The sequence below is a fragment of the Mycobacterium sp. P4_H6 genome (assembly GCF_056400845.1).
This window is the reverse complement of the sequence record NZ_JBFUKN010000107.1, coordinates 1-20,454: the sequence shown is the minus strand read 5'-3', so window position 1 is coordinate 20,454 and position 20,454 is coordinate 1. Positions and strand designations below refer to the sequence as shown.

The window sequence follows — 20,454 nt, the reverse complement described above, 5'->3', positions numbered from 1 at the left end:
CAGGGATACCGCTGCGACGCATCCGCGATCTTGAAGTCACCTTAAACTGGTGACGTGGGAAAACTTCAGCTTGTCCAGGAACCCGCGGCCGACGCCCTGCTCGAGGCCAATCCCTTCGCACTGTTGGTCGGGATGCTGCTCGATCAGCAGATCCCGATGGAGACGGCATTCGCCGGGCCGAAGAAGATCGCCGACCGTATCGGCGCGGTCGACGCCCGCCAGATCGCCGACTACAACCCCGACGAGTTCATCGCGCTGTGTTCTGAAACCCCTGCCATTCACCGCTTCCCGGGGTCGATGTCCAAGCGGGTGCAGGCGCTGGCCCAGGCGATCGTCGACGACTACGACGGTGACGTCACCGCTCTGTGGACCGGCGGCGAGCCCGATGGCGCCGAGGTGCTGCGACGGCTCAAGCGGCTGCCGGGATTCGGCGAGCAGAAGGCCAAGATCTTCCTCGCGCTGCTGGGCAAGCAGTACGGGGTGACGCCCAAGGGTTGGCGCACCGCGGCGGGGGACTACGGCAAGGCCGGCACGCACATGTCGGTGGCCGATGTCGTCGACCTCGGATCGCTGCAGGAGGTTCGGGCCTACAAGAAGAAGATGAAAGCGGCCGCGAAGGCTGCGAAGCAGGCCTGAGCCATCGGCACCGCCAAGGCTGCGAAAGCCTAGAACGCGGGCCCGTCGAACCGCTCCCGGGTGACGAACTCCGAAACCGGTTTGCGGGTCAGCTTGGTGAACTGCTTGACCGGCTTGCCCAGCGGCACCACCGCGGCGATCGCGTAGTCCGCGGGGATACCGAGCAGTTCTTTCACCGTGGGCTCCTCGGGCACCACCATCGTGGTGAGCACGCCACCGAAGCCCTCGTTGCGGGCGGCGAGCAGGATGTTCCACACCAGCGGGTAGACCGACGCCCCCGCCACCAGGCCGATGCGATCGAGGTCCTGATCGAAGGCCGCCACCACTCCGAGATCGACGCAGATCACCAGCGCCACATCGGCGTCCAGCAATTGGGCCGCGCGCGGGACGCGCACCGCCGCCAGGTCCTCGGCCGACACACCCATGGGGTGCAGCGGGTTCCAGGGGCTCTCCCCGTTGCGTTGCTGGGCGATATAGCGTCGGAACCCGGTGTCGGTGAGTTCGGCGAGAGCCTCCTTGGTGGCGGGATCGCGAACCACCACGATATGGGTGCCCTGCCGGTTCCCGCCGCTCGGTGCGAACCGGGCGTTGTCGAGAATCCGGGTCAGCGTTTCGTCGGGCAACGGTTCGCCGGTGAAGACACGGACCGCCCCAGTTGTGCGCATAACGTGGTAGATGTCCATGCTCACCATCATGCGTATGCGATTGTGGACATATGGCTAAGACACATCTGAACTGCCCGTGCGGCGAGGCGATTCAAGGTGAGAGCGAAGACGATCTCGTCGAAAAGGCGCAGACCCACCTTTCGGAGTCTCATCCCGGCCGTGAATACGACCGCGAGATGATCCTCTTCATGGCGTACTAGCGCACCGTCGCGACGGTGCACTCAGATCGCGAATCTGAGCAGAATCACGATCTGAGTGCACGCTCGCGTTGATCGAGACGCCCGTTACGGCACCACCGTCGAACCGATGGTGGGCATGAACTGGCACTGCTTCTCGGTCGTGCTGACCTGACCGAAGATCGTCGACATGATGCTGCCCGAACCGGTTTCGGCGATGGCGGTCAGCGTGGTCGGTCCGGCGGGGTTGATGTCCGCCTGCGGCTTGAGCGTCGCGGTACCGGACTTGCCGGTGGTCAGGTTCACCCATGTCACGTTCAGCGGCAGCTTCTGCTCGGCCGCGGGGCCGGGGGTACCGACCGCGGTGAACACGTAGGCCGTCTGGCCGGCGACCGGGCCGGGCGCGGGGATCTTCGCGGGGCCGGCAACCGAGATCGCCGTGGCCAGCACATTGCCCCCGTCGACGCCGCAGCCATTGCTGATCGACGGGTACATGAAGTCCTGGGTGGTCGGCGCGTCGGGACCGAAGTCCGGCATCGTGCCGGGGGCGGGCGCCGGCGCGGGACCCGGTGCGGGTGCTGCCTCCGGGGCGGGCACTGCCAGCGACGCGGCCTCGGGAGCGGGAGCCGGGGCGGGAACGGCTTCGGGGGCCGKTGCCGGCGCGTCGACCGGCGGGACGACGGCCTCGGGTGCGGTGGGCACCGCCATGGGCACGGGACCGACGGAATAGGCCGGGTCCACACCTGCGGGCAGATGCGCCTCCACGCCCGCGCCGGCCGCAGGCACATGTGCCTGCGGCTCGGACACGAACTGGTTCACCGCGGACGCGACATTCAGCGAATCGGACGGCGCCGCCGCGTTTCCGGCGAACGCGGCGGCAGCGGCCATGAGCATCGATGCGGCATTGCCCGGATCAGCAGCAGCCTGCTGGATGGCCGGGCCGAGAGTCTCCATCGCCGGGAGCCCCGGTGCCTGCAAACCGTTGATCGGCAGCGGCATCGGCGCTGCCGGTTCGGCATGGGCAGGGATCGCGACTCCGCTGCCCAGTGCCACGAGCGCACAGGCCGTGGTGCTGGTCAACATTGTCCGGATCGATGGCATGACTTCCCCCTGGTGAGTTGTTCGGTGACGGGTACGGCCGGCGATCAGGGCAGCGCGGAGACCGGCAGGAACATCGGCACCAGTGACTGGGCTGCCGCGTCGGCAGGCGACGCGGCAGGCATGCCTGGTGCTGCCGGGATGCCCGGCGCCGCGGCCGGGGCAGCAGCACCGGTCTGCGGCAGCAGACCCGCGAGCGGGGTGCCGGCCGGGATCAGCGATGCCAGGCCCTCCGGGACGATGTTCTGCACACCGGCCACGGCCGGTGCGGCAGCCGCCGCGGCGGGCAGCGCGGTGGCCACGCCCGGCGCCTGCGGCAGGTTCAGCGAGGCGCTGGCGACCGGCGGAGCGGACGGGGTGATCGGATCGACCGGAAGGGTCGACTGTCCACCGCCACCGGTGAACGCCGAGGCGAGTCCCTGGATGAGTCCCGGCGCGGCGGCCGGCAGGCCGGCGAGCTGGTTCATGAACGGGATGTTCGGCATGGCGGGCGCGGGTGCGGGCGGCGCCGGCGGAGCCGGCTCGGCAGCAGCGCTCGGGCTGAGCATCAGGGCGGTGGCGACGGCGCCTGCTCCGGCAATCACGCTGGCGGCAAACGCTTTTCTGATTGGTGACACGAGTCTCCCCATTTCGTTGACGGCACGTCTCAGACCGAAGGTACGGAGTTACTGGTGTTACTCAAGTGACAAGAGTGGCATTTATCCAACCGTTACGGAGGTGTGCGCCGATGGTGACCGGAAGGGCGAGCGCCCCGCCGGTCGTTAGAGTCGGACCCGTAGACACCATTCGCGACACCGGTCCGACGGCACAGCTGTATCGCTGGGCGCCGCTGTTGATGGTGGTCAGCATCGCCGCGCGGCTCGCCTGGACCTACCTGGTCCCCAACGGCGCCAACTTCGTCGACCTGCACGTCTACGTCGGCGGCGCGGACACCCTGGAGCATCCCGGCGCGCTCTACGACTACGTCTACGCCGAGCAGACGCCGGACTTCCCGCTGCCGTTCACCTACCCGCCGTTCGCGGCGGTGGTGTTCTACCCGCTGAGCCTGCTGCCGTTCGGCGTGGTGGCCCTCATCTGGCAGCTCGGCATCTTCGCCGCGCTGTACGGCGTGGTGCGGATCAGCCTGCGCCTGCTCGGGCTCACCGATCTGCGTCCGGCGATGCTGTGGACCGCGGTCGGCATCTGGACCGAGCCGCTGCGCAGTACCTTCGACTACGGCCAGATCAACGTGCTGCTGGTGCTCGCGGTGCTGTGGGCGGTGCAGAGTAGCCGATGGTGGTTGTCGGGGCTACTGGTCGGGTTGGCCGCCGGCGTCAAACTCACCCCGGCCGTCGCGGGTCTGTACTTCGTCGGTGTGCGTCGGTGGGGTGTGGCGGTGTTCTCCGCCGTGGTCTTCCTGGCCACCGTCGGCGTGTCGGCACTGGTGGTCGGCGACCAGGCCCGCTACTACTTCACCGATCTGCTGGGCGACGCGCGCCGCGTTGGTCCCATCGGCACCTCGTTCAACCAGTCCTGGCGCGGCGCCATCTCGCGGATCCTCGGCCATGACGCGGGGTACGGCCCCATCGTGATCGCCGCGTTGGTGCTGACCGCGGTGCTGGCGCTGCTGGCGTGGCGGGCCATCGGCACCGCGGACCGGCTCGGGGGCATCGTCACGGTCCAGTTGTTCGGGCTGCTGCTCTCACCGATCTCGTGGACGCATCACTGGGTGTGGCTGATCCCGTTGATGATCTGGCTGCTGCACGGGCCGGTGCGAGAACGCCTCGGCGCCCGCGTCCTGGGCTGGGGGTGGCTGGCGCTGACCCTGGTCGGGGTGCCGTGGCTGCTGAGCTTCGCGCAGCCGACCATCTGGGAGATCGAACGCCCGTGGCACCTTGCCTGGGCGGGCATGGTGTATCCGGTGGCCACCCTGGCCACCTTGGGATGGCTCGCTACGTGCCGAGCAACTGATCGATGGCCTTCGCCATCTCCAGATCCTGCTCGGTGATACCGCCGGCGGAATGCGTGACGAGAGCGAAAGTCACGGTCCGCCAACGAATGTCGATATCGGGGTGATGATCCTTCTGCTCGGCCAACTCGGCGACGCGGCCGACGGCGTCGACCCCCTCCAAAAACGCCGGGAACTCGATCGAGCGGCGCAGCGCGCCGTCGGCCCGTTCCCAGCCGTTCAGATCGGGCAGTGYGGCGTCGACTTGGTCGTTGGTTAACACAGCCATGTTCTCGACGGTATACCGTCAACCGCGATGGCTGGGCGGATCGTCGTTGCGGGAGCACTCATTTCACAGGGTGCGTTGCTGGTCGCGCAGCGAAAAAGACCGCCCGAGCTGGCCGGTCTGTGGGAGTTGCCAGGTGGCAAGGTCGCCGACGGAGAGAGCGACGCCGACGGGCTGGTACGTGAACTCCGGGAAGAACTCGGCATCGAGGTCACCGTGGGCGCCCGCCTGGGAGCCGACGTGGCACTGGCGAACGAGATGACCTTGCGCGCCTACCTCGTCACCTGCGCGTCGGGCAGTCCACTGCCGCATGACCATCACGCGTTGCGCTGGGTGCGCGTCGCCGAGTTGGACGACCTGTCCTGGGTGCCTGCCGACCGGGGCTGGTTACCGGATCTGGCCGCGGCATTGCGGGTCTGAGGTGGACGGTCACCAACTGCCGATGGGTGCGCCCTGTCGGAACTCGCCGTTGGCCCGGACCCCGAACGGGGCCGATGAGGTGCCGGGCACCGCGATCACGCTGTCGCGGATCTCGCCCTGGGCCATGACGCCGCCGCTGCCGGCGCGCCGGTTCTCGGCGCCCGCGCCGCGGGCCACGCCCTGACCCGACCGCCGAAGGGCGTTCTTGTCGACGAGGACGGCCTGCCGGCTGCTCACGTTGGGCCGCGGGGCGACCTCGGTGACCTCGGCGCTCGCGGTCGCCACGCCGACGGTCACATAGGCCGCGGCGACGGCGGCGGCGCCGATGCCGAGGACGGTCAGCTTGGTGGCGATACGCACAAGGCTCCGGCGGGCAGGAGCGCAGCGACCTGGGGAGTGGTTCCGGGAGGTCACAGGCATCGGCACAAACCCTTCGTCACAGCGGACCGCTCTGGTCGCTCGGTACATCGCGCAGCAGTGCCGAACGTTACCAATTGATTTCTTACGCAAGCGCTTTGGCGGCGTCGCGGCCGGCGGAGAGGCAACGAAAAGTATTGACGTACAAGTTAATTGAAGGAAGCTGAGAGTTTCCGAAGATTTTCGGCGGCCGGTTTGTGGCGTTCTCGTCGGAAAGAGTCCTACGAGAACTCCACAAATCGCACTAGTAGCGGAGTCGGTCGCCGACCACGCGTACCGGCTGGCCGCGGTGGCCCGCCGTATAGATCGGGTGCAGCAGCGCCGGATGCCGGCAATGCGGGCAGGAAGCCTGCGGGTCCCTGGCCGACGACAGCGTCAGATGGTGACATGCGGCACACCGGACGACGTACGCGGCGCCCAGCCAGTTGAGTAAACCGAGATAGATCGCCGCTGTTGCCGCGAGCGCCAGCACCACGATCACCGTCACGGTGAGCACTTCGTAAACCGTCATGACCGATACCTCCAACCACGCCCGGCGGGTATCTCAACCGTACGCTCGCCGCGGCGTCAGGAACAGGTATCAACCCAGCTCATTACGTCTTTCGGGCGAGCTTGTACACCTTCTCCAGGTCCTTRCCGCGCATTCCGTTGTGCGCGGCCTTCTGCACCTTGTGCAATACCAGCGGGCACTTCTTGCAGCGCGGCTTGCTGCGGCAACACTTCTTCTTCGGCTTGGCCGACAGCAGCTTCTTCACTCACGCCTTCCGCTGGATTCACTCGTTTTCGTGATCGGGTACTCGCACTGCGACAATGCCCTACGTGGATTCTCGCCCGAACTTTCGCAACGTAGCCATCGTCGCGCACGTCGATCACGGTAAGACAACCCTGGTCGATGCAATGCTGCGGCAATCCGGTGCGTTGTCGCACCGCGGTGATGATGCCATCGAACGCCTGATGGACTCCGGTGACCTGGAGAAGGAAAAGGGCATCACCATCCTGGCCAAGAACACCGCGGTGCATCGCCAGAACCCCGACGGATCCATGACGGTCATCAACGTCATCGACACCCCGGGCCACGCCGACTTCGGTGGCGAGGTGGAGCGCGGCCTGTCCATGGTCGATGGTGTCGTGCTGCTGGTCGACGCATCCGAGGGCCCGCTGCCGCAGACCCGTTTCGTACTGCGCAAGGCGCTGGCCGCGCACCTGCCGGTGATCGTGGTGGTCAACAAGACCGATCGCCCGGACGCACGGATCGCCGAGGTCGTCTCCGAGAGCCACGACCTGCTGCTCGATGTCGCCTCTGACCTCGACGCCGAGGCGCAGACGGCCGCCGAGTTCGCTCTCGGTCTGCCGGTGTTGTACGCCTCGGGACGCGCGGGCATCGCCAGCACCACCGAGCCCGCCAACGGCGAAAACCCCGACGGTGAGAACCTCGACCCGCTTTTCGATGTGCTGATGGAGCACATCCCGCCGCCGCAGGGCGATCCGGAGGCCCCGCTGCAGGCGCTGGTGACCAACCTGGACGCATCGGCGTTTCTGGGTCGTCTCGCACTGGTCCRCATCTACAAGGGCAAGCTGAAGAAGGGCCAGCAGGTGGCCTGGATGCGCGAGGTGGACGGCCATCCGGTCATCACCAACGCCAAGATCACCGAACTGCTCGTCACCGTCGGCGTCGAGCGGACCCCGACCGATGAGGCGATCGCCGGCGACATCGTCGCGGTGGCCGGTATGCCCGAGATCATGATCGGCGACACGCTGGCCGACATCGAGCACGCACACGCGCTGCCGCGCATCACCGTCGACGAGCCCGCGATCTCGGTCACCATCGGCACCAACACCTCGCCGCTGGCCGGCAAGGTGTCCGGGCACAAGCTGACCGCGCGCATGGTGAAGAGCCGGTTGGACGCCGAACTCGTCGGCAACGTCTCGATCAAGGTCGTCGACATCGGCCGTCCGGACGCCTGGGAGGTGCAGGGCCGTGGTGAGCTCGCGCTGGCCATCCTGGTCGAGCAGATGCGCCGCGAAGGCTTCGAGCTGACCGTCGGCAAGCCGCAGGTGGTCACCCAGACCATCGACGGCAAGCTGCACGAGCCGTTCGAGGCGATGACCATCGACACCCCGGAGGAGTTCGTCGGCGCCATCACCCAGCTGATGGCCGCCCGTAAGGGCCGCATGGAAGACATGACCAACCATGCCGCCGGATGGGTCCGGATGGACTTCATCGTGCCCAGCCGTGGCCTGATCGGGTTCCGCACCGACTTCTTGACGATCACCCGCGGTACCGGCATCGCCAACGCGGTGTTCGAGGGCTACCGTCCCTGGGCCGGCGAGATCCGGGCCCGTCACACCGGCTCGCTGGTCTCCGACCGCACCGGCAAGATCACGCCGTTCGCCATGACTCAGCTCGCTGATCGCGGACAGTTCTTCGTCGAGCCGGGCCAGGACACCTACGAGGGTCAGGTCGTGGGCATCAACCCGCGTGCCGAGGACCTCGACATCAACGCCACCAAGGAAAAGAAGCTGACCAACATGCGGTCCTCGACCGCGGACGTCTTCGAGACGCTGGCCCGCCCGCTGGAGCTCGGCCTGGAGCAGGCCATGGAGTTCTGCGCCGAGGACGAGTGCGTCGAGGTCACGCCGGAGATCGTGCGGGTGCGCAAGCTTGAGCTCACCGCGAGCCTGCGGGCCAGGGCGAAGTCGCGCGCCAAGCAGCAGAACTCCTGAGCTTGGACCGGCCCGATACCCTGAATCTCGTGCCGTCAGCCCGACACCGCTTCTTCGTGCTCGTGGCAGTGCTGTCGGCGCTGGTGCTGGCCGGTTGCACGGTGAGTCCGCCGCCGGCGCCGCAGAGCACCGAGACGGTGTCGACGCCGCCGCCCGCGCCGGCCAAGGCCATGCAGATCATCATGGCCATCGACGCGATCGGCGCCGGCTTCAATCCGCACCTGCTGTCCGATCAGTCCCCGGTGAATGCCGCGATCTCCTCGCTTGTGCTGCCGAGTTCGTTCCGCCCGATCGCCGATGCGGCGACGCCGACCGGCTCGCGCTGGGCGATGGACCCCACCTTGCTGGTCTCGGCGGAGGTGACCGGTGAGAACCCGTTCACCGTCACCTACAAGATCCGGCCCGAGGCGGCCTGGACCGACAACGCACCGATCGGCGCCGACGACTACTGGTACCTGTGGCGGCAGATGGTCAGCCACCCGGGAGTTGTCGACCCGGCCGGCTATGACCTCATCACCGGTGTGCAGTCGGTGGAAGGCGGCAAGACCGCGGTCGTCACCTTCTCCCAGCCCTACCCGGCGTGGCGGGAGCTGTTCAACGACATCCTGCCCGCCCATATCGTCAAGGACGTGCCCGGCGGTTTCGGTGCGGGGCTGGCCCGAGCGCTGCCGGTCACCGGCGGCCAGTTCCGGGTGGACAACATCGATCCACAGCGCGACGAGATCCTGCTCGCCCGCAACGACCGCTACTGGGGCGAGCCGGCCAAGCCGGATCAGATCCTGTTCCGGCGCGCGGGATCGCCTGCCGCGCTGGCTGATTCGATTCGCAACGGGGACACCCAGGTGGCCCAGGTGCACGGCGGGCAGGCGGCGTTCGCGCAACTGTCGGCCATCCCGGATGTGCGCACCGACCGCATCGTCGGGCCGCGGGTCATGCAACTGACGCTGCGCGCCCAGCAGCCCGCCCTGACCGATCTGCTGGTCCGCCGAGCGGTTTTCGGTCTGCTCGACGTCGATCTGCTGGCCGCCGTCGGCGCCGGATCCGACAACACCGTGACCCTGGCGCAGGCGCAGGTGCGCACACCGTCGGATCCCGGTTATGTGCCGACCGCACCGCCGGCCATCACCACCGAGGCGGCGCTCGGCCTACTGGCCGATGCCGGCTACCAGGTGCAGCCGGTGGAGACACCGGAGACGACGACGCCGGGCACCCCGGGGCCGGACGAGGCCCGCGGCCAGATCACCAAAGACGGTGAGCCCCTGACGATCGTTCTCGGTGTGGCCGCCAACGACCCGACGTCGATAGCTGTGGCCAACACCGCGGCAGACCAGTTGCGCAATGTCGGCATCGCCGCGTCGGTGTCCGCGCTGGACCCAGTGGCCCTCTACAGCGACGCCATGGTCAACAATTCGATCGACGCAGTCGTCGGATGGCACAGCGCCGGAGGCGATCTGGCCACCGCGCTGGCATCGCGCTACGGGTGCCCCGCGCTGGAGGCAACCCCGGTGTCCACCGTGACGCCCGCACCCAGCGTCACCGCCACCACCACCCCGCCGAAGACTTCGAGCACCGTCACGTCCGCGCCGCCGGCCCCGACGCCGACGACCACCGGCGCCGAGGCCCCCGAGACACCGGAGAGCACAGGCGAATTGGTGCAGGCCCCGAGTAACCTCACCGGCATCTGTGACCGCAGCATCCAGCCGAGAATCGATGCGGCCCTGCGCGGCACCGAGGAGATCGGCAAGGTGATCGATGCCGTCGAACCCCGGTTGTGGAATCTGTCGACGGTGCTGCCGATCCTGCAGGACACCACCATCGTGGCCGCCGGCCCGCGGGTGTCCGGGGTCAGTTTGACCGGTCCGGTACCGGTCGGGATCGTCGGCGACGCCGGGCAATGGGTCAAGCAGCCCTGACGGTTCGACGCCACATCTCGTGGGCGGCGTAGGCCGCGATCGCGAACACCGCGAGCATCCACACCGGTGGATGCGCGAGTTCCCAGACGAAAAGCGCCGCGAACGCCGGCGCGCGCTGGGTGATCGCCAACACCCCCGCAGCGCAGGTGAGTGCGACCGCGGCGACATTGACATGCAGGTCGGTGAACTCGTTGAGCGCCAGTGCGGCAACAGATCCCGCCGCGGCGCCGGTCGCCAGCGCCGGGGTGAGCAGCCCGCCCACCGCGCCGGCACGCAGAAACAGTGCCGTCAGTACGGGTTTGAGCGCAAGAATCGCCAGCGCGGCGGTGATGGTCAGATCGCTGTCGATACTCACCACCAGGATGCTGTGGCCGTTGCCGGGCAGTTCCGGCCACCAGATGGAGCAGATGCCGGTGAGCAAGCCGGCGGCGGCGATCCCGGGAATGAGAACCCATGACGCAGCAGGAGTTTTCGCCGTTGCGGTGATCCGGTTGAACGCGATGCCGACGCCGACCGCGAGCGGCGCGATGACCAACGCCAGTCCGGCGAACAGATAGGACAGGCTCGCGTCCGGCCAGTGCAGTGAGTGTTCCAGGTGGGTGACCGGAGACGCGACCGCGACGCCGAGACTCGAGGTGATCAGGGCCGTGCCGACCACCCTCGGATGCCAGCTGTGCAGCAGGATGCTGATGCTGAACAAGGCGCCGCCCAGCGGCACGCCGTACACCGCGCCCAGGCCCGCCCCGGCCGCGCAGGACAGCAGGATCTCCCGGTCGCGTGCGGTCAGCGCCCACCGGGACATCGCGGCATCACCGAAGACGGCGGCCAACTGGCGCGGTGCCCCCTCGCGGCCCAGCGAGGCACCGGCTCCGACGACGACGACCTGCAGGACGGCGTCGATCGCCATCGACAGCCGGGGCAGCGGCCGGTGCGCGGCGATGGTGGTCGACAGTTTCGGGACGGCCGCGTGCCGGCGCAACAACCACCAGCCCAGCCCGGCCAGTGCGCCACCGATCATCGGGCCGACGGCACGACGGACGTGCCCGCTGTCATCGACGCCGTCGAGCAGGCTGCCGAAGCTGTAGTGATACGTCAGGTGCTCGATGCCGTGCAGCAGCAGCGTCGTCGCGATACCCGCGACGCCGGCGAGCAGACCGATCGCGATGACCGCGCAGCCGAATTCCAGTACTCGACGCCTGCTCCTCGCGTCCGCTGGCGACACACGGTAAACCTAGGGGAGTGGAGACACCGCGGCTACTTTTTGTCCATGCCCATCCCGACGACGAATCGCTGATCACCGGCGCGACCATCGCGCACTACGCCGCTCAGGGCGCCGAGGTTCGGGTCGTCACCTGCACCATGGGCGAGGAGGGCGAGGTGATCGGCGAGCGCTGGGCCGGCCTCGCGGTCGACGCCGCCGACCAACTCGGCGGGTACCGGGTCACCGAACTCACCGCGGCCCTGTCCGCGCTCGGCGCGGGGGAACCGCACTATCTGGGCGGCGCCGGACGCTGGCGCGACTCGGGGATGCCCGGCACCCCCGCCCGGCACCGGCAGCGGTTCGTGGACGCACCGTTGGAGGAGCCCGTCGCCGAACTGGTCGCCGTCATCCAGGAGTTCCGGCCGCACGTCGTCGTCGGCTACGACCCCAACGGCGGCTACGGCCACCCCGACCACGTCCGGGTGCACGAGCTCAGCACCGCTGCTGTGGCCGCCTGCGCGGACCTGGCCTGGGCGGTGCCGAAGTTCTATTGGGCGGTGCTGGCGGCGTCCGGGTTCATCGACGGCTTCCGCAATATCGGCGAGCCCCCGCAGGACTGGATCGTGATCAAGCCCGAAGATTTCTCCTTCGCGTTCCCCGATGACCGGGTCGACGCGATCATCGATGCGTCGGTCCAGTTGCCGGCCAAGGCCGCTGCGCTGAGAGCGCACGCCACTCAGGTCAAGGTGGCGCCGGACGGCCGGTCGATGGCGCTGTCCAACAACATCGCGTTGCCGCTGTGGGGCGTCGAGCACTTCGTGCTGGCCGCAGGGGAGCGAGGCGGCGACGGTATCGAGACCGACCTATTGGCAGGGCTGAATCTCCGATAGCGGGACGCGGACGCGGTAAGGTCTGCGACATGGACCCGGATTTGGATCCCAACCTGCAGCATCAACAGGACCGCGCCGACAACTTTCAGTGGGTGGTCGGCTCCTTGGTCGCGCTGCTCGACAGCATCCCGACCTGACAGCCGCGCGTCTCGACGGGCCGGCCTGGCTGCCGCCCGTCGTTCTTTCTGTGCTCGCCCTCGATGGCGTGTTGTCCGCTCTGGCGGCGGCATTTCTGCTGCCACTCCGGCTGGGCTCGGTGCCGTTTCCCATCAGCATGCTGATCAGCGGCGCGCTGAACGCCGCCCTGGTCTGGGCGGCCCTGCACTGGACCACGTCGACGCGCATCGCGGCGCTGCCGCTGTGGACCTGGTTGATCACGGTGCTCGCGCTGACCTTCGGCGGCCCCGGCGATGATCTGGTGTTCGGCGGCGTCGGCGTGATGGCCTACGCGGCGCTGCTACTCATCGCGGTGGGGGCGCTGCCCGCCGCCGCGGTGCTGCGATCCGCGGGACCTGTGCGCGATCGGTAACGCTCACCACCCTTACAGATTGCGCACAAATCGCCGAGGGCTACTGGTCGGAGCCTGAGCCGGAGTCGTTCTTGGGGCTGGGCTTGGCGTCGTTCTTCGTATCGGGCTTGGTGTCCGGCTTGGTGTCGGTCTTGTCGTCCGGGTCGCTGTCGGCTTTCGGATCGGGTCCGGGATCGTCCTTCACGGTGTCCGGCTTCTCGGTGTCCACGTCGGCGTCGGCGTCGGTCGTGTCCTCGACGTCCACGTCCTGCTCGACGTCCACGTCCAGCTCGGTGTCCTCGTCCGTGAGGTCTTCTTCGTCGGAGGGGTCGAGGTCGGCAGCGGGTGTCTCCACGGGCTGCTGAGGCTCGACGTCTTCGGGTTCGGTGTCGATCGGGTCCCCCGGGGTCTGTACGGGTTCCTCGGCCGGTGGCTCGGCGGGCGGCGTCTCGGACTCCTCTTGTGGACCGTCTCCGTCGGTGACCTCACCGGAGAGCGCCGTGTCGACGGCCGCCGGGCCTCGCGCGGCGGTGCGTGCCCCGGCCAGATTCAGCTCAGCGGTCTGCGCTGTTGTCAGCAGACCGCCACCGATCGGCGGGATCGGCGGCAGTGGCGGCAACCAGAACGCCAACTGGTCGTTGGCGAAGTAGATGAACGAGTTGATGGTGTCGACGGCGACGTTGCGCAGGCCCTGCACGAAGGACACCGACCCGCCGATCCAGTCGGCGATGTTGAAGGTGATGCTCTGGACGATGCGCTCACCCAGGTAGTAGAAGATCATGATCTGCGGGGAGAGCCAGCCCACCCAGGGAACCCAGCCCACGGCGTAGGCGGCCACCTCGAAGCCCCACTCCACCCACGGCTCGACGGCGTTGTAGATGTTCTTTATGCCGCTGCTCAGCGAATTCCCGACGACGACCGGCGGGAACTCCGGGCTGGGGAACGACGCCGAAGAACTCGGCGGCACCACGATGCGCTGCACGAAGTCGGTGAGAAGATTCGGAAGGTCGGCCACCGATGCCGTGGTCAGTGGCGCGGCGGCGGCGCTCAATTGCACGGGTTGCGCGACGACCCGCACCTGCGGGACCGCCGCAACGGAGGCCGGGTGAGGGCTGGGTTCGGCAACCGACGGGGCGGCGGCGATGGCCACGGCCGACACGGCGGCAACCGCTGTGGTGAGGCTAGAGCGAACCGAAAATTCCATGGCACCAGCACCTCCGATTCAGAAGTATCGGGGATCAACTTACGGGACCGTCAGTCGTCAGAAGGCCTATTCGACAGCGGGAAGGGACGTGGTTCGTGTCGCACTGCTCGGCGGCGGCTATCGTGACCCCTATGCCAGGCGCATCTGTTTCAGATAGTGAGACGCGTGGATGATCCGCGTCCACGCCGGGGTTACATGGGAGTGGCTCTGAACCCCCAGCACGGCTCCGATCTGCCCAGCCCGGTGGTCCCGCCGAAGTCCAACCCGGCCGCCCTGCGGCGCGTACTTCGCCGCGCCCGCGACGGCGTCGCCCTCAACGTGGACGAAGCCGCCCTGGCGATGACCGCGCGCGGCGAGGATCTGGCCGACCTGTGCGCCAGCGCGGCCCGGGTGCGTGACGCCGGTCTGGAATCCGCCGGACGCCGCGGCGCCACCGGCAGGTTGCCGGTCAGTTACTCCCGCAAGGTCTTCATCCCGGTGACCCACCTGTGCCGGGACACATGCCACTACTGCACGTTCGTGACGGTGCCCGGCAAGTTGCGCGCCGAGGGCAAGGGCATGTTCATGGAGCCCGACGAGATCCTCGAGGTGGCCCGCCAGGGGGCGGAGCTGGGCTGCAAGGAAGCGCTATTCACCCTCGGTGATCGCCCCGAGGCGCGCTGGCCCGAAGCCAAGCAGTGGCTCGATGAACGCGGCTACGATTCCACACTGGATTACGTGCGCGCGATGGCCATCCGGGTGCTGGAGGAAACCGGGCTGCTGCCGCACCTCAACCCCGGCGTCATGAGCTGGACCGAGCTGTCGCGGCTGAAACCCGTTGCGCCGTCGATGGGCATGATGCTGGAGACGACGTCGCGGCGACTCTTCGAGACCAAGGGCCTGGCCCACTACGGCAGCCCGGACAAGGATCCCGAGGTCCGGCTGCGCACGCTGGACGACGCCGGCCGGTTGTCCGTACCGTTCACCACCGGACTGCTGGTCGGTATCGGTGAGACGCTGCTCGAGCGTGCCGAGACGATGCACGCCATCCGTAAGTCGCACAAGTCGTTCGGGCATGTTCAGGAAGTCATCGTGCAGAACTTCCGGGCCAAGGACCACACCGCCATGGCCGGGGTGCCCGACGCGGGGATCGACGACTTCCTGGCCACCATCGCGGTGACCCGACTGGTGCTGGGCCCCAAGATGCGGATCCAGGCACCGCCGAACCTGGTGTCGCGCGAGGAATGCCTGGCGCTGATCGGTGCCGGTGTGGACGACTGGGGTGGCGTGTCACCGCTGACCCCCGACCACGTCAACCCCGAGCGGCCGTGGCCCAACCTCGACGACCTGGCGTCGGTGACCGCGGACGCGGGATACGACCTGGTGCAGCGGCTCACCGCGCAACCGCAGTACGTCCAGGCCGGTGCGGCCTGGATCGACCCTCGGGTCCGCGGGCATGTCGATGCGCTGGCCGACCCGGACACCGGGTTGGCACTGGATGTGAATCCGGTGGGCCGGCCGTGGCAGGAGCCCGACGAGGCCGCCGAATCCCTGGGCCGGACCGATCTGCATGAGGCGATCGATTCCGAGGGGCGGCTCACCGAGACCCGCAGCGACCTCGACAGCGCATTCGGTGACTGGGAGTCCATCCGGGAGAAGGTCTCCGAACTCGCCGCCCGCGCCCCGGAACGGATCGACACCGATGTGTTGGCCGCGTTGCGGGCCGCCGAACGAAATCCCGGCGAATGCAGCGACGACGAATATCTGGCGCTGGCGACGGCCGATGGACCGGCGCTGGATGCCGTTGCCGCACTGGCGGACTCGCTTCGGCGCGACGTCGTCGGCGATGACGTGACCTACGTGGTGAACCGCAATATCAACTTCACCAACATCTGCTACACCGGCTGCCGGTTCTGCGCGTTCGCGCAGCGCAAGGGCGACGCCGATGCGTTCTCACTGTCCACCGGTGAGGTCGCCGACCGGGCCTGGGAGGCCCACGTCGCCGGCGCCACCGAGGTCTGCATGCAGGGCGGGATCGATCCCGAACTGCCGGTCACCGGCTACGCCGACCTGGTGCGCGCGGTGAAGGCCCGGGTGCCCTCGATGCACGTGCACGCGTTCTCCCCGATGGAGATCTCCAACGGCGTCACCCGCAGCGGACTCTCGCTGCGAGAGTGGCTGACCAGCCTGCGCGAAGCCGGTCTCGGGTCGATCCCGGGCACCGCCGCCGAGATCCTCGATGACGAGGTGCGCTGGGTGCTCACCAAGGGCAAACTGCCCACCTCGGAATGGATCGACGTGATCAGCACCGCGCACGAGGTCGGGCTGCGCTCGAGTTCGACGATGATGTACGGCCATGTCGACACCCCCAAGCACTGGGTGGGTCACCTCAATGTCCTGCGCGGCATCCAGGACCGCACCGGTGGTTTCACCGAGTTCGTGCCGCTGCCGTTCGTGCACCAGTCCAGCCCGCTCTACCTGGCCGGTGGCGCGCGGCCGGGCCCCACGCACCGCGACAACCGCGCGGTGCACGCACTGGCACGGATCATGTTGCACGGCAGGATCTCCAACATCCAGACCAGTTGGGTGAAGCTGGGTGTCGAGCGCACCCGGGTGATGCTCAACGGTGGCGCCAACGACCTGGGCGGCACCTTGATGGAAGAGACCATCTCGCGGATGGCGGGTTCGGAGAACGGGTCGGCCAAATCGGTCGAGGAGCTGACGGCGATCGCCGAGGGCATCGGCCGGCCGGCCCGGCAGCGCTCCACCACGTACACACCGCTGGCCGCCTGAGCTCGTCCAACCCGGTACCCACCCGGTCGCTACGATCTTCGCCATGTCCATCATGCTGCGCGGCCGCGACCGTGATCGCGCCGTCCTGGACAACCTGACGGCGCAAGCCCGTTCGGGTAGCAGCCAGGTTCTCGTGCTGCGCGGTGAGGCCGGCGTCGGCAAAACCGCACTCCTGGAGTACGTGTCGGAGCGGGCCGCCGGGTTCAACGCGATGCGGGTGGCCGGCGTCCAGGAAGACATGGAACTCGCGTTCGCCGGCCTGCAACAGCTGTGCATACCGTTGATGGGCCACCTGGACGTTTTGCCGCAGCCCCAGCGCGAGGCGCTGGACGTCGCGTTCGGGTACGGCGCAGGCCCTGCGCCCGACCGGTTCCTGGTCGGCTTGGCGGTGCTGAGCCTGATGGCGGCCGCGTCCGCCGAACGTCCGCTGCTGTGCATCGTGGACGACGCGCAGTGGCTGGATCAGGTGTCGGTGCAGACGCTGGCCTTCGTGGCGCGCCGGCTGCTGGCCGAACAGGTGGCGATGGTCTTCGCCGTCCGGAGCGGCCATCCCGATGTGCTGGCCGGTCTGCCCGACCACACCGTGAGCGTGCTCTCCGACGCCGCGGCGCGGGAACTGCTGGAATCGGTGCTGATCGGCGGTATCGATCCGTCGGTCCGTGACCGCATCGTCGCGGAGACCCGTGGCCTGCCGCTGGCGATCCTGGATGTGCCGCGCAGCGTGTCCTCCACCGAATTGGCCGGCGGGTTCTGGCTCTCCGGCCGCCGCTCCACGACCACGGCGATCGAGGACGGTTTCGTTGCCCGCATCCAGGCGATGCCCCCCGACACCCGGCAACTCCTGTTGGTCGCCGCAGCCGAGCCGGTCGGCGATGCGGCGTTGTTCCTGCGGGCGGCAGCCGAGTTGGCGGTGCCCATCGACGCGCTGGCCCACGCAGAAGCCGCCGGTCTCATCGAATTCGGGCCCAAGATGCGGTTCCAGCACCCGCTGATGCGCTCGGCCGCCTACCGCGCCGCCGATCTCTCCGAACGCCGCGTCGTCCATCGGGCACTGGCTGCGGCGACGGATTCGCAGGCCGACCCCGACCGTCGGGCCTGGCACGCCGCCAACGCCGCGGCCGGCCCCGACGACACGGTGGCCGCCGAGTTGGAGATCTCGGCGGACCGGGCTCAGAACCGGGGTGGAATGGCCGCCGCGGCAGCATTTTTGGAGCGCGCCACCGTCCTCACGATCGATCCGCAGTTACGCGGATCGCGGGCGATCGCGGCCGCTCAGGCCAAACGCGAAGCGGCCTCTCCCGATGCGGCCTACGCGCTGTTGGCGATCGCAGAGTCCGCACCGCTCACTGCGCTGCAACAGGGACAGGTGGCCCGGATGCGGGCACAGATGGATTTCGTGCGCAGCAGGGCAGGAGCGTCGGGAGCTCCCACCGTCGGGGATGCCAGTGCACAGTTGCTCAGCGCGGCAAAGGAACTCGACGGCCTCGACGACGAGCTGGCCAGGGAGACCTACCTGGAGGCGCTGACGGGCGCGATGTACGCCGGGCGACTCGGTGCACCGACGCTGCTGCACGAGGTGGCCGCAGCGGGCGCCGGCGCGGTCGGACGGCTCACCGATCTGCAGCGGCCGATCGACTATCTGCTCCGCGGTATGGCCGCGCGGATCATCGATGGTCCCGGCGCCGGATCCGTCGATCTACGTACCGCCCAGGAATTGTGGAACGCCACGGCGCAGCAGAATCCGGGCCGCTGGCTGTACTGGCCGTTTCCCATCGCGCAGGAATCTGCCGCGCACGAGATGTGGGACGACGAGGTCCTCGAACGCATCGCGACCGGCATCCTGGGCCGGGCCCGAGATGCGGGAGCACTGGCGGCGCTCCCGCCGGCGCTCGGCTATCGGGCCGGCGTGCATTTCTATCGTGGCGAATTCGGTTCCGCAGCAAGGCTCATCGAAGAGTCGGCATCGATCACCGCGGCCATGGGCAATGCGCCGGTGCGCTATCACTCGCTGAACCTGGCCGCCTGGAGTGGGGTACCCGAGGACGCTGTTGGCATCATCGAGGCGGCTGCCGCCGATGGTGCGGCCAGAGGTGAAGGGCGACTGCTCGGGCTGGCCGCGTTCTGCAGCGCCGTGCTGTACAACGGACTCGGTCGTTACGAGGAGGCGCTGTCTGCGGCCCGTCGCTGTTGCGAATACGAGGATCTCGGGTTTCACAGCTGGTGCCTGTACGAACTGATCGAGGCCGCCGCGCACGTGGGTGACCGTGACACCGCCGCCGACGCGCTGCCGAGACTGGAGGAACGCGCGGGCGCCAGCGGAACCGATTGGGGGCTGGGGGCGGTAGCGGCGGCGCAGGCCCTCCTGGCGGATGGCGCCGCCGCCGAGGCCAAGTTCGTGGAGGCGATCGAGCGGCTCGAACGTGCTGACATCGCCCTGCACCTTTCCCGGGCGCGACTGTCCTACGGCGAGTGGCTGCGCCGGGTCAACCGGCGCAATGACGCGCGCAGCCAGCTGGGCGCCGCCCACGACGCCTTCACGAGGATGGGGGCGCAGGGATTCGCCGAACGCGCGCGCCGCGAACTGGTGGCGACGGGGGAGAAGGTGCGCAAGCAACCCCTGAAATCGGGTGACGGGCTGACGGCGCAAGAGGCGCAGATCGCCGGGCTGGCCCGCGACGGCCTGACCAATTCCGAGATCGGTGCGCAGTTGTTCATCAGCGCGCACACCGTCGAATGGCATTTGCGCAAGGTGTTCGTGAAGCTGGGCATCACGTCCCGGCGACAGCTGCGCACCGTGTCCTGGACTGAATGAAACCGCCTGAGCCTAGGCTTCCCTAACCGTGCATGAGTGAAATTTGTTGTGGCGATTTGGCTTTCAGGTGTCTCACGTGCGCTGCTGTCGGTATCTTGGGTTGTCGCCGAACCCAGGAGTGTCATGAATACCATCGCGGGTATCCCTGCCCATGCGCTGCTGGTGCACGGTGTCGTCGTGTTGGCACCGTTGACGGCGGTTCTCCTTGTTCTTGACGCATTCTCGCGGGCCGCGCGCAGTCGGTTGGTGTGGTTGGCGTTGGCGTTGGCGGTTTGCGTTGCAGTGCTCACGCCGATTACAGCATCGGCGGGCCAGTGGCTCTACGACCGCGAGAGCGAACACCGCCCGATCCTCGAGCTGCATGAGGAGCGCGGCGAATGGATGATCTACTTCGCGGTCGGCCTGCTGCTCGTGGCGATCCTGCAGGCTGTCCAACACCTGAGGGAGTCGCGGGCCGAGAAACCGGGCAGAGCGCTCGCGGTGGTCGCGGCAGTGCTCGCCGTGGTGGTCGGTGTGTCATCGGTGGTCGGTGTGGTTCTGATCGGCCATTCGGGAGCGGAAGCGAAGTGGGGCACCATCGCGGAATGAAATCGGACCATAGTCCGTTTACTCCTGGTGAGGGTGTCGGGAAGGCCGCGCCCGCTGAGCAAGGAGATCTCATGACCGCAGCAGTAGCCACCGACCTGACCGCAGGTACCTGGGCCCTCGACCCGGTGCATTCCTCGGTGAACTTTTCGGTCCGTCACCTGGTGGTGAGCAAGGTTCGCGGCACGTTCGACAGCTTCGAGGGCGCCGTCACGGTGGC

The 20,454-nt window shown here is 68.2% G+C and carries 21 protein-coding genes; 12 read left to right on the top strand and 9 right to left on the bottom strand.

Annotation, left to right across the window (positions count from 1 at the left end; translation table 11 throughout):
- The first annotated feature begins 54 nt into the window (after positions 1–54).
- Positions 55–636 (top strand): HhH-GPD-type base excision DNA repair protein, encoded by a 582-nt coding sequence (locus tag AC1DTF_RS28715; protein ID WP_477476509.1) that lies wholly within the window; start codon positions 55–57, stop codon positions 634–636.
- A gap of 29 nt (positions 637–665) precedes the next feature.
- Here AC1DTF_RS28715 and AC1DTF_RS28710 read toward each other — a convergent pair whose 3' ends face one another.
- Positions 666–1,319: a nitroreductase family protein gene (locus AC1DTF_RS28710; RefSeq protein WP_057165989.1), complete on the bottom strand. Its 654-nt coding sequence runs from the start codon at positions 1,317–1,319 to the stop codon at positions 666–668.
- Positions 1,320–1,351: 32 nt separating this feature from the next.
- On the opposite strand from AC1DTF_RS28710, the gene AC1DTF_RS28705 reads away from it, so the two are divergent.
- Positions 1,352–1,501, top strand: a complete 150-nt coding sequence (locus AC1DTF_RS28705) for a DUF1059 domain-containing protein (RefSeq protein ID WP_082613994.1) — start codon at positions 1,352–1,354, stop codon at positions 1,499–1,501.
- An 84-nt stretch (positions 1,502–1,585) separates the two neighbouring features.
- On the opposite strand, the gene AC1DTF_RS28700 is transcribed toward AC1DTF_RS28705, so the two are convergent.
- Entirely contained in the window at positions 1,586–2,578 is a 993-nt protein-coding gene (locus AC1DTF_RS28700; RefSeq protein WP_477476508.1) for an Rv1157c family protein, read from the bottom strand.
- 44 nt (positions 2,579–2,622) lie between these two features.
- Positions 2,623–3,192: a hypothetical protein gene (locus AC1DTF_RS28695; RefSeq protein WP_477476507.1), complete on the bottom strand. Its 570-nt coding sequence runs from the start codon at positions 3,190–3,192 to the stop codon at positions 2,623–2,625.
- A 218-nt stretch (positions 3,193–3,410) separates the two neighbouring features.
- Here AC1DTF_RS28695 and AC1DTF_RS28690 point away from each other — a divergent pair, with 218 nt between their 5' ends.
- A complete protein-coding gene (locus AC1DTF_RS28690; protein WP_442928676.1) occupies positions 3,411–4,562 on the top strand; it encodes a mannosyltransferase in 1,152 nt (383 codons plus the stop codon).
- Here the strand turns inward: AC1DTF_RS28690 and AC1DTF_RS28685 are convergent.
- Positions 4,507–4,791, bottom strand: a complete 285-nt coding sequence (locus AC1DTF_RS28685) for a 4a-hydroxytetrahydrobiopterin dehydratase (protein ID WP_477476506.1) — start codon at positions 4,789–4,791, stop codon at positions 4,507–4,509. The two genes, AC1DTF_RS28690 and AC1DTF_RS28685, sit on opposite strands and share 56 nt — an antisense overlap.
- Before the next feature lie 27 nt (positions 4,792–4,818).
- On the opposite strand from AC1DTF_RS28685, the gene AC1DTF_RS28680 reads away from it, so the two are divergent.
- Positions 4,819–5,208 (top strand): (deoxy)nucleoside triphosphate pyrophosphohydrolase, encoded by a 390-nt coding sequence (locus AC1DTF_RS28680; RefSeq protein ID WP_477476505.1) that lies wholly within the window; start codon positions 4,819–4,821, stop codon positions 5,206–5,208.
- Positions 5,209–5,217: 9 nt separating this feature from the next.
- On the opposite strand, the gene AC1DTF_RS28675 is transcribed toward AC1DTF_RS28680, so the two are convergent.
- The 3 genes from AC1DTF_RS28675 to AC1DTF_RS28665 all read right to left on the bottom strand — a co-directional run bounded on the left by AC1DTF_RS28675 (position 5,218) and on the right by AC1DTF_RS28665 (position 6,380).
- Complete coding sequence (locus AC1DTF_RS28675) at positions 5,218–5,568, bottom strand: hypothetical protein (protein ID WP_302032409.1); 351 nt, start codon at positions 5,566–5,568, stop codon at positions 5,218–5,220.
- A 301-nt stretch (positions 5,569–5,869) separates the two neighbouring features.
- On the bottom strand, positions 5,870–6,136 hold the full coding sequence (locus tag AC1DTF_RS28670; RefSeq protein WP_057165777.1) for a hypothetical protein: 267 nt from the start codon (positions 6,134–6,136) through the stop codon (positions 5,870–5,872).
- Between the two features lie 82 nt (positions 6,137–6,218).
- Entirely contained in the window at positions 6,219–6,380 is a 162-nt protein-coding gene (locus AC1DTF_RS28665; protein ID WP_105365278.1) for a hypothetical protein, read from the bottom strand.
- A 55-nt stretch (positions 6,381–6,435) separates the two neighbouring features.
- On the opposite strand from AC1DTF_RS28665, the gene typA reads away from it, so the two are divergent.
- On the top strand, positions 6,436–8,349 hold the full coding sequence (gene typA, locus AC1DTF_RS28660; protein ID WP_477476504.1) for a translational GTPase TypA: 1,914 nt from the start codon (positions 6,436–6,438) through the stop codon (positions 8,347–8,349).
- A gap of 29 nt (positions 8,350–8,378) precedes the next feature.
- Positions 8,379–10,262, top strand: coding sequence for an ABC transporter family substrate-binding protein (locus AC1DTF_RS28655; RefSeq protein ID WP_477476503.1), 1,884 nt, complete (start codon positions 8,379–8,381; stop codon positions 10,260–10,262).
- Here the strand turns inward: AC1DTF_RS28655 and AC1DTF_RS28650 are convergent.
- Positions 10,249–11,484, bottom strand: coding sequence for a chloride channel protein (locus AC1DTF_RS28650; RefSeq protein WP_057165779.1), 1,236 nt, complete (start codon positions 11,482–11,484; stop codon positions 10,249–10,251). The two genes, AC1DTF_RS28655 and AC1DTF_RS28650, sit on opposite strands and share 14 nt — an antisense overlap.
- A gap of 17 nt (positions 11,485–11,501) precedes the next feature.
- On the opposite strand from AC1DTF_RS28650, the gene mshB reads away from it, so the two are divergent.
- Together mshB and AC1DTF_RS28640 are read left to right on the top strand one after the other, a co-directional pair.
- Entirely contained in the window at positions 11,502–12,353 is an 852-nt protein-coding gene (gene mshB / locus AC1DTF_RS28645; protein WP_082613996.1) for an N-acetyl-1-D-myo-inositol-2-amino-2-deoxy-alpha-D-glucopyranoside deacetylase, read from the top strand.
- An 88-nt stretch (positions 12,354–12,441) separates the two neighbouring features.
- Positions 12,442–12,882 carry a hypothetical protein gene (locus AC1DTF_RS28640; protein ID WP_082613997.1) on the top strand — a complete coding sequence of 147 codons (441 nt, stop codon included), beginning with the start codon at positions 12,442–12,444 and terminating at the stop codon, positions 12,880–12,882.
- Between the two features lie 40 nt (positions 12,883–12,922).
- Here the strand turns inward: AC1DTF_RS28640 and AC1DTF_RS28635 are convergent, their stop codons facing one another.
- Positions 12,923–14,020 (bottom strand): hypothetical protein, encoded by a 1,098-nt coding sequence (locus tag AC1DTF_RS28635; RefSeq protein ID WP_477476502.1) that lies wholly within the window; start codon positions 14,018–14,020, stop codon positions 12,923–12,925.
- A 240-nt stretch (positions 14,021–14,260) separates the two neighbouring features.
- On the opposite strand from AC1DTF_RS28635, the gene AC1DTF_RS28630 reads away from it, so the two are divergent.
- The 4 genes from AC1DTF_RS28630 to AC1DTF_RS28615 all read left to right on the top strand — a co-directional run.
- On the top strand, positions 14,261–16,837 hold the full coding sequence (locus AC1DTF_RS28630) for a bifunctional FO biosynthesis protein CofGH (RefSeq protein WP_477476511.1): 2,577 nt from the start codon (positions 14,261–14,263) through the stop codon (positions 16,835–16,837).
- Between the two features lie 43 nt (positions 16,838–16,880).
- On the top strand, positions 16,881–19,649 hold the full coding sequence (locus AC1DTF_RS28625; RefSeq protein WP_477476501.1) for a helix-turn-helix transcriptional regulator: 2,769 nt from the start codon (positions 16,881–16,883) through the stop codon (positions 19,647–19,649).
- A 36-nt stretch (positions 19,650–19,685) separates the two neighbouring features.
- A complete protein-coding gene (locus AC1DTF_RS28620) occupies positions 19,686–20,237 on the top strand; it encodes a DUF2231 domain-containing protein (RefSeq protein ID WP_477476500.1) in 552 nt (183 codons plus the stop codon).
- Positions 20,238–20,308: 71 nt separating this feature from the next.
- Positions 20,309–20,454: YceI family protein (locus AC1DTF_RS28615; RefSeq protein ID WP_477476510.1), on the top strand; the 146-nt coding region annotated here is incomplete at its 3' end.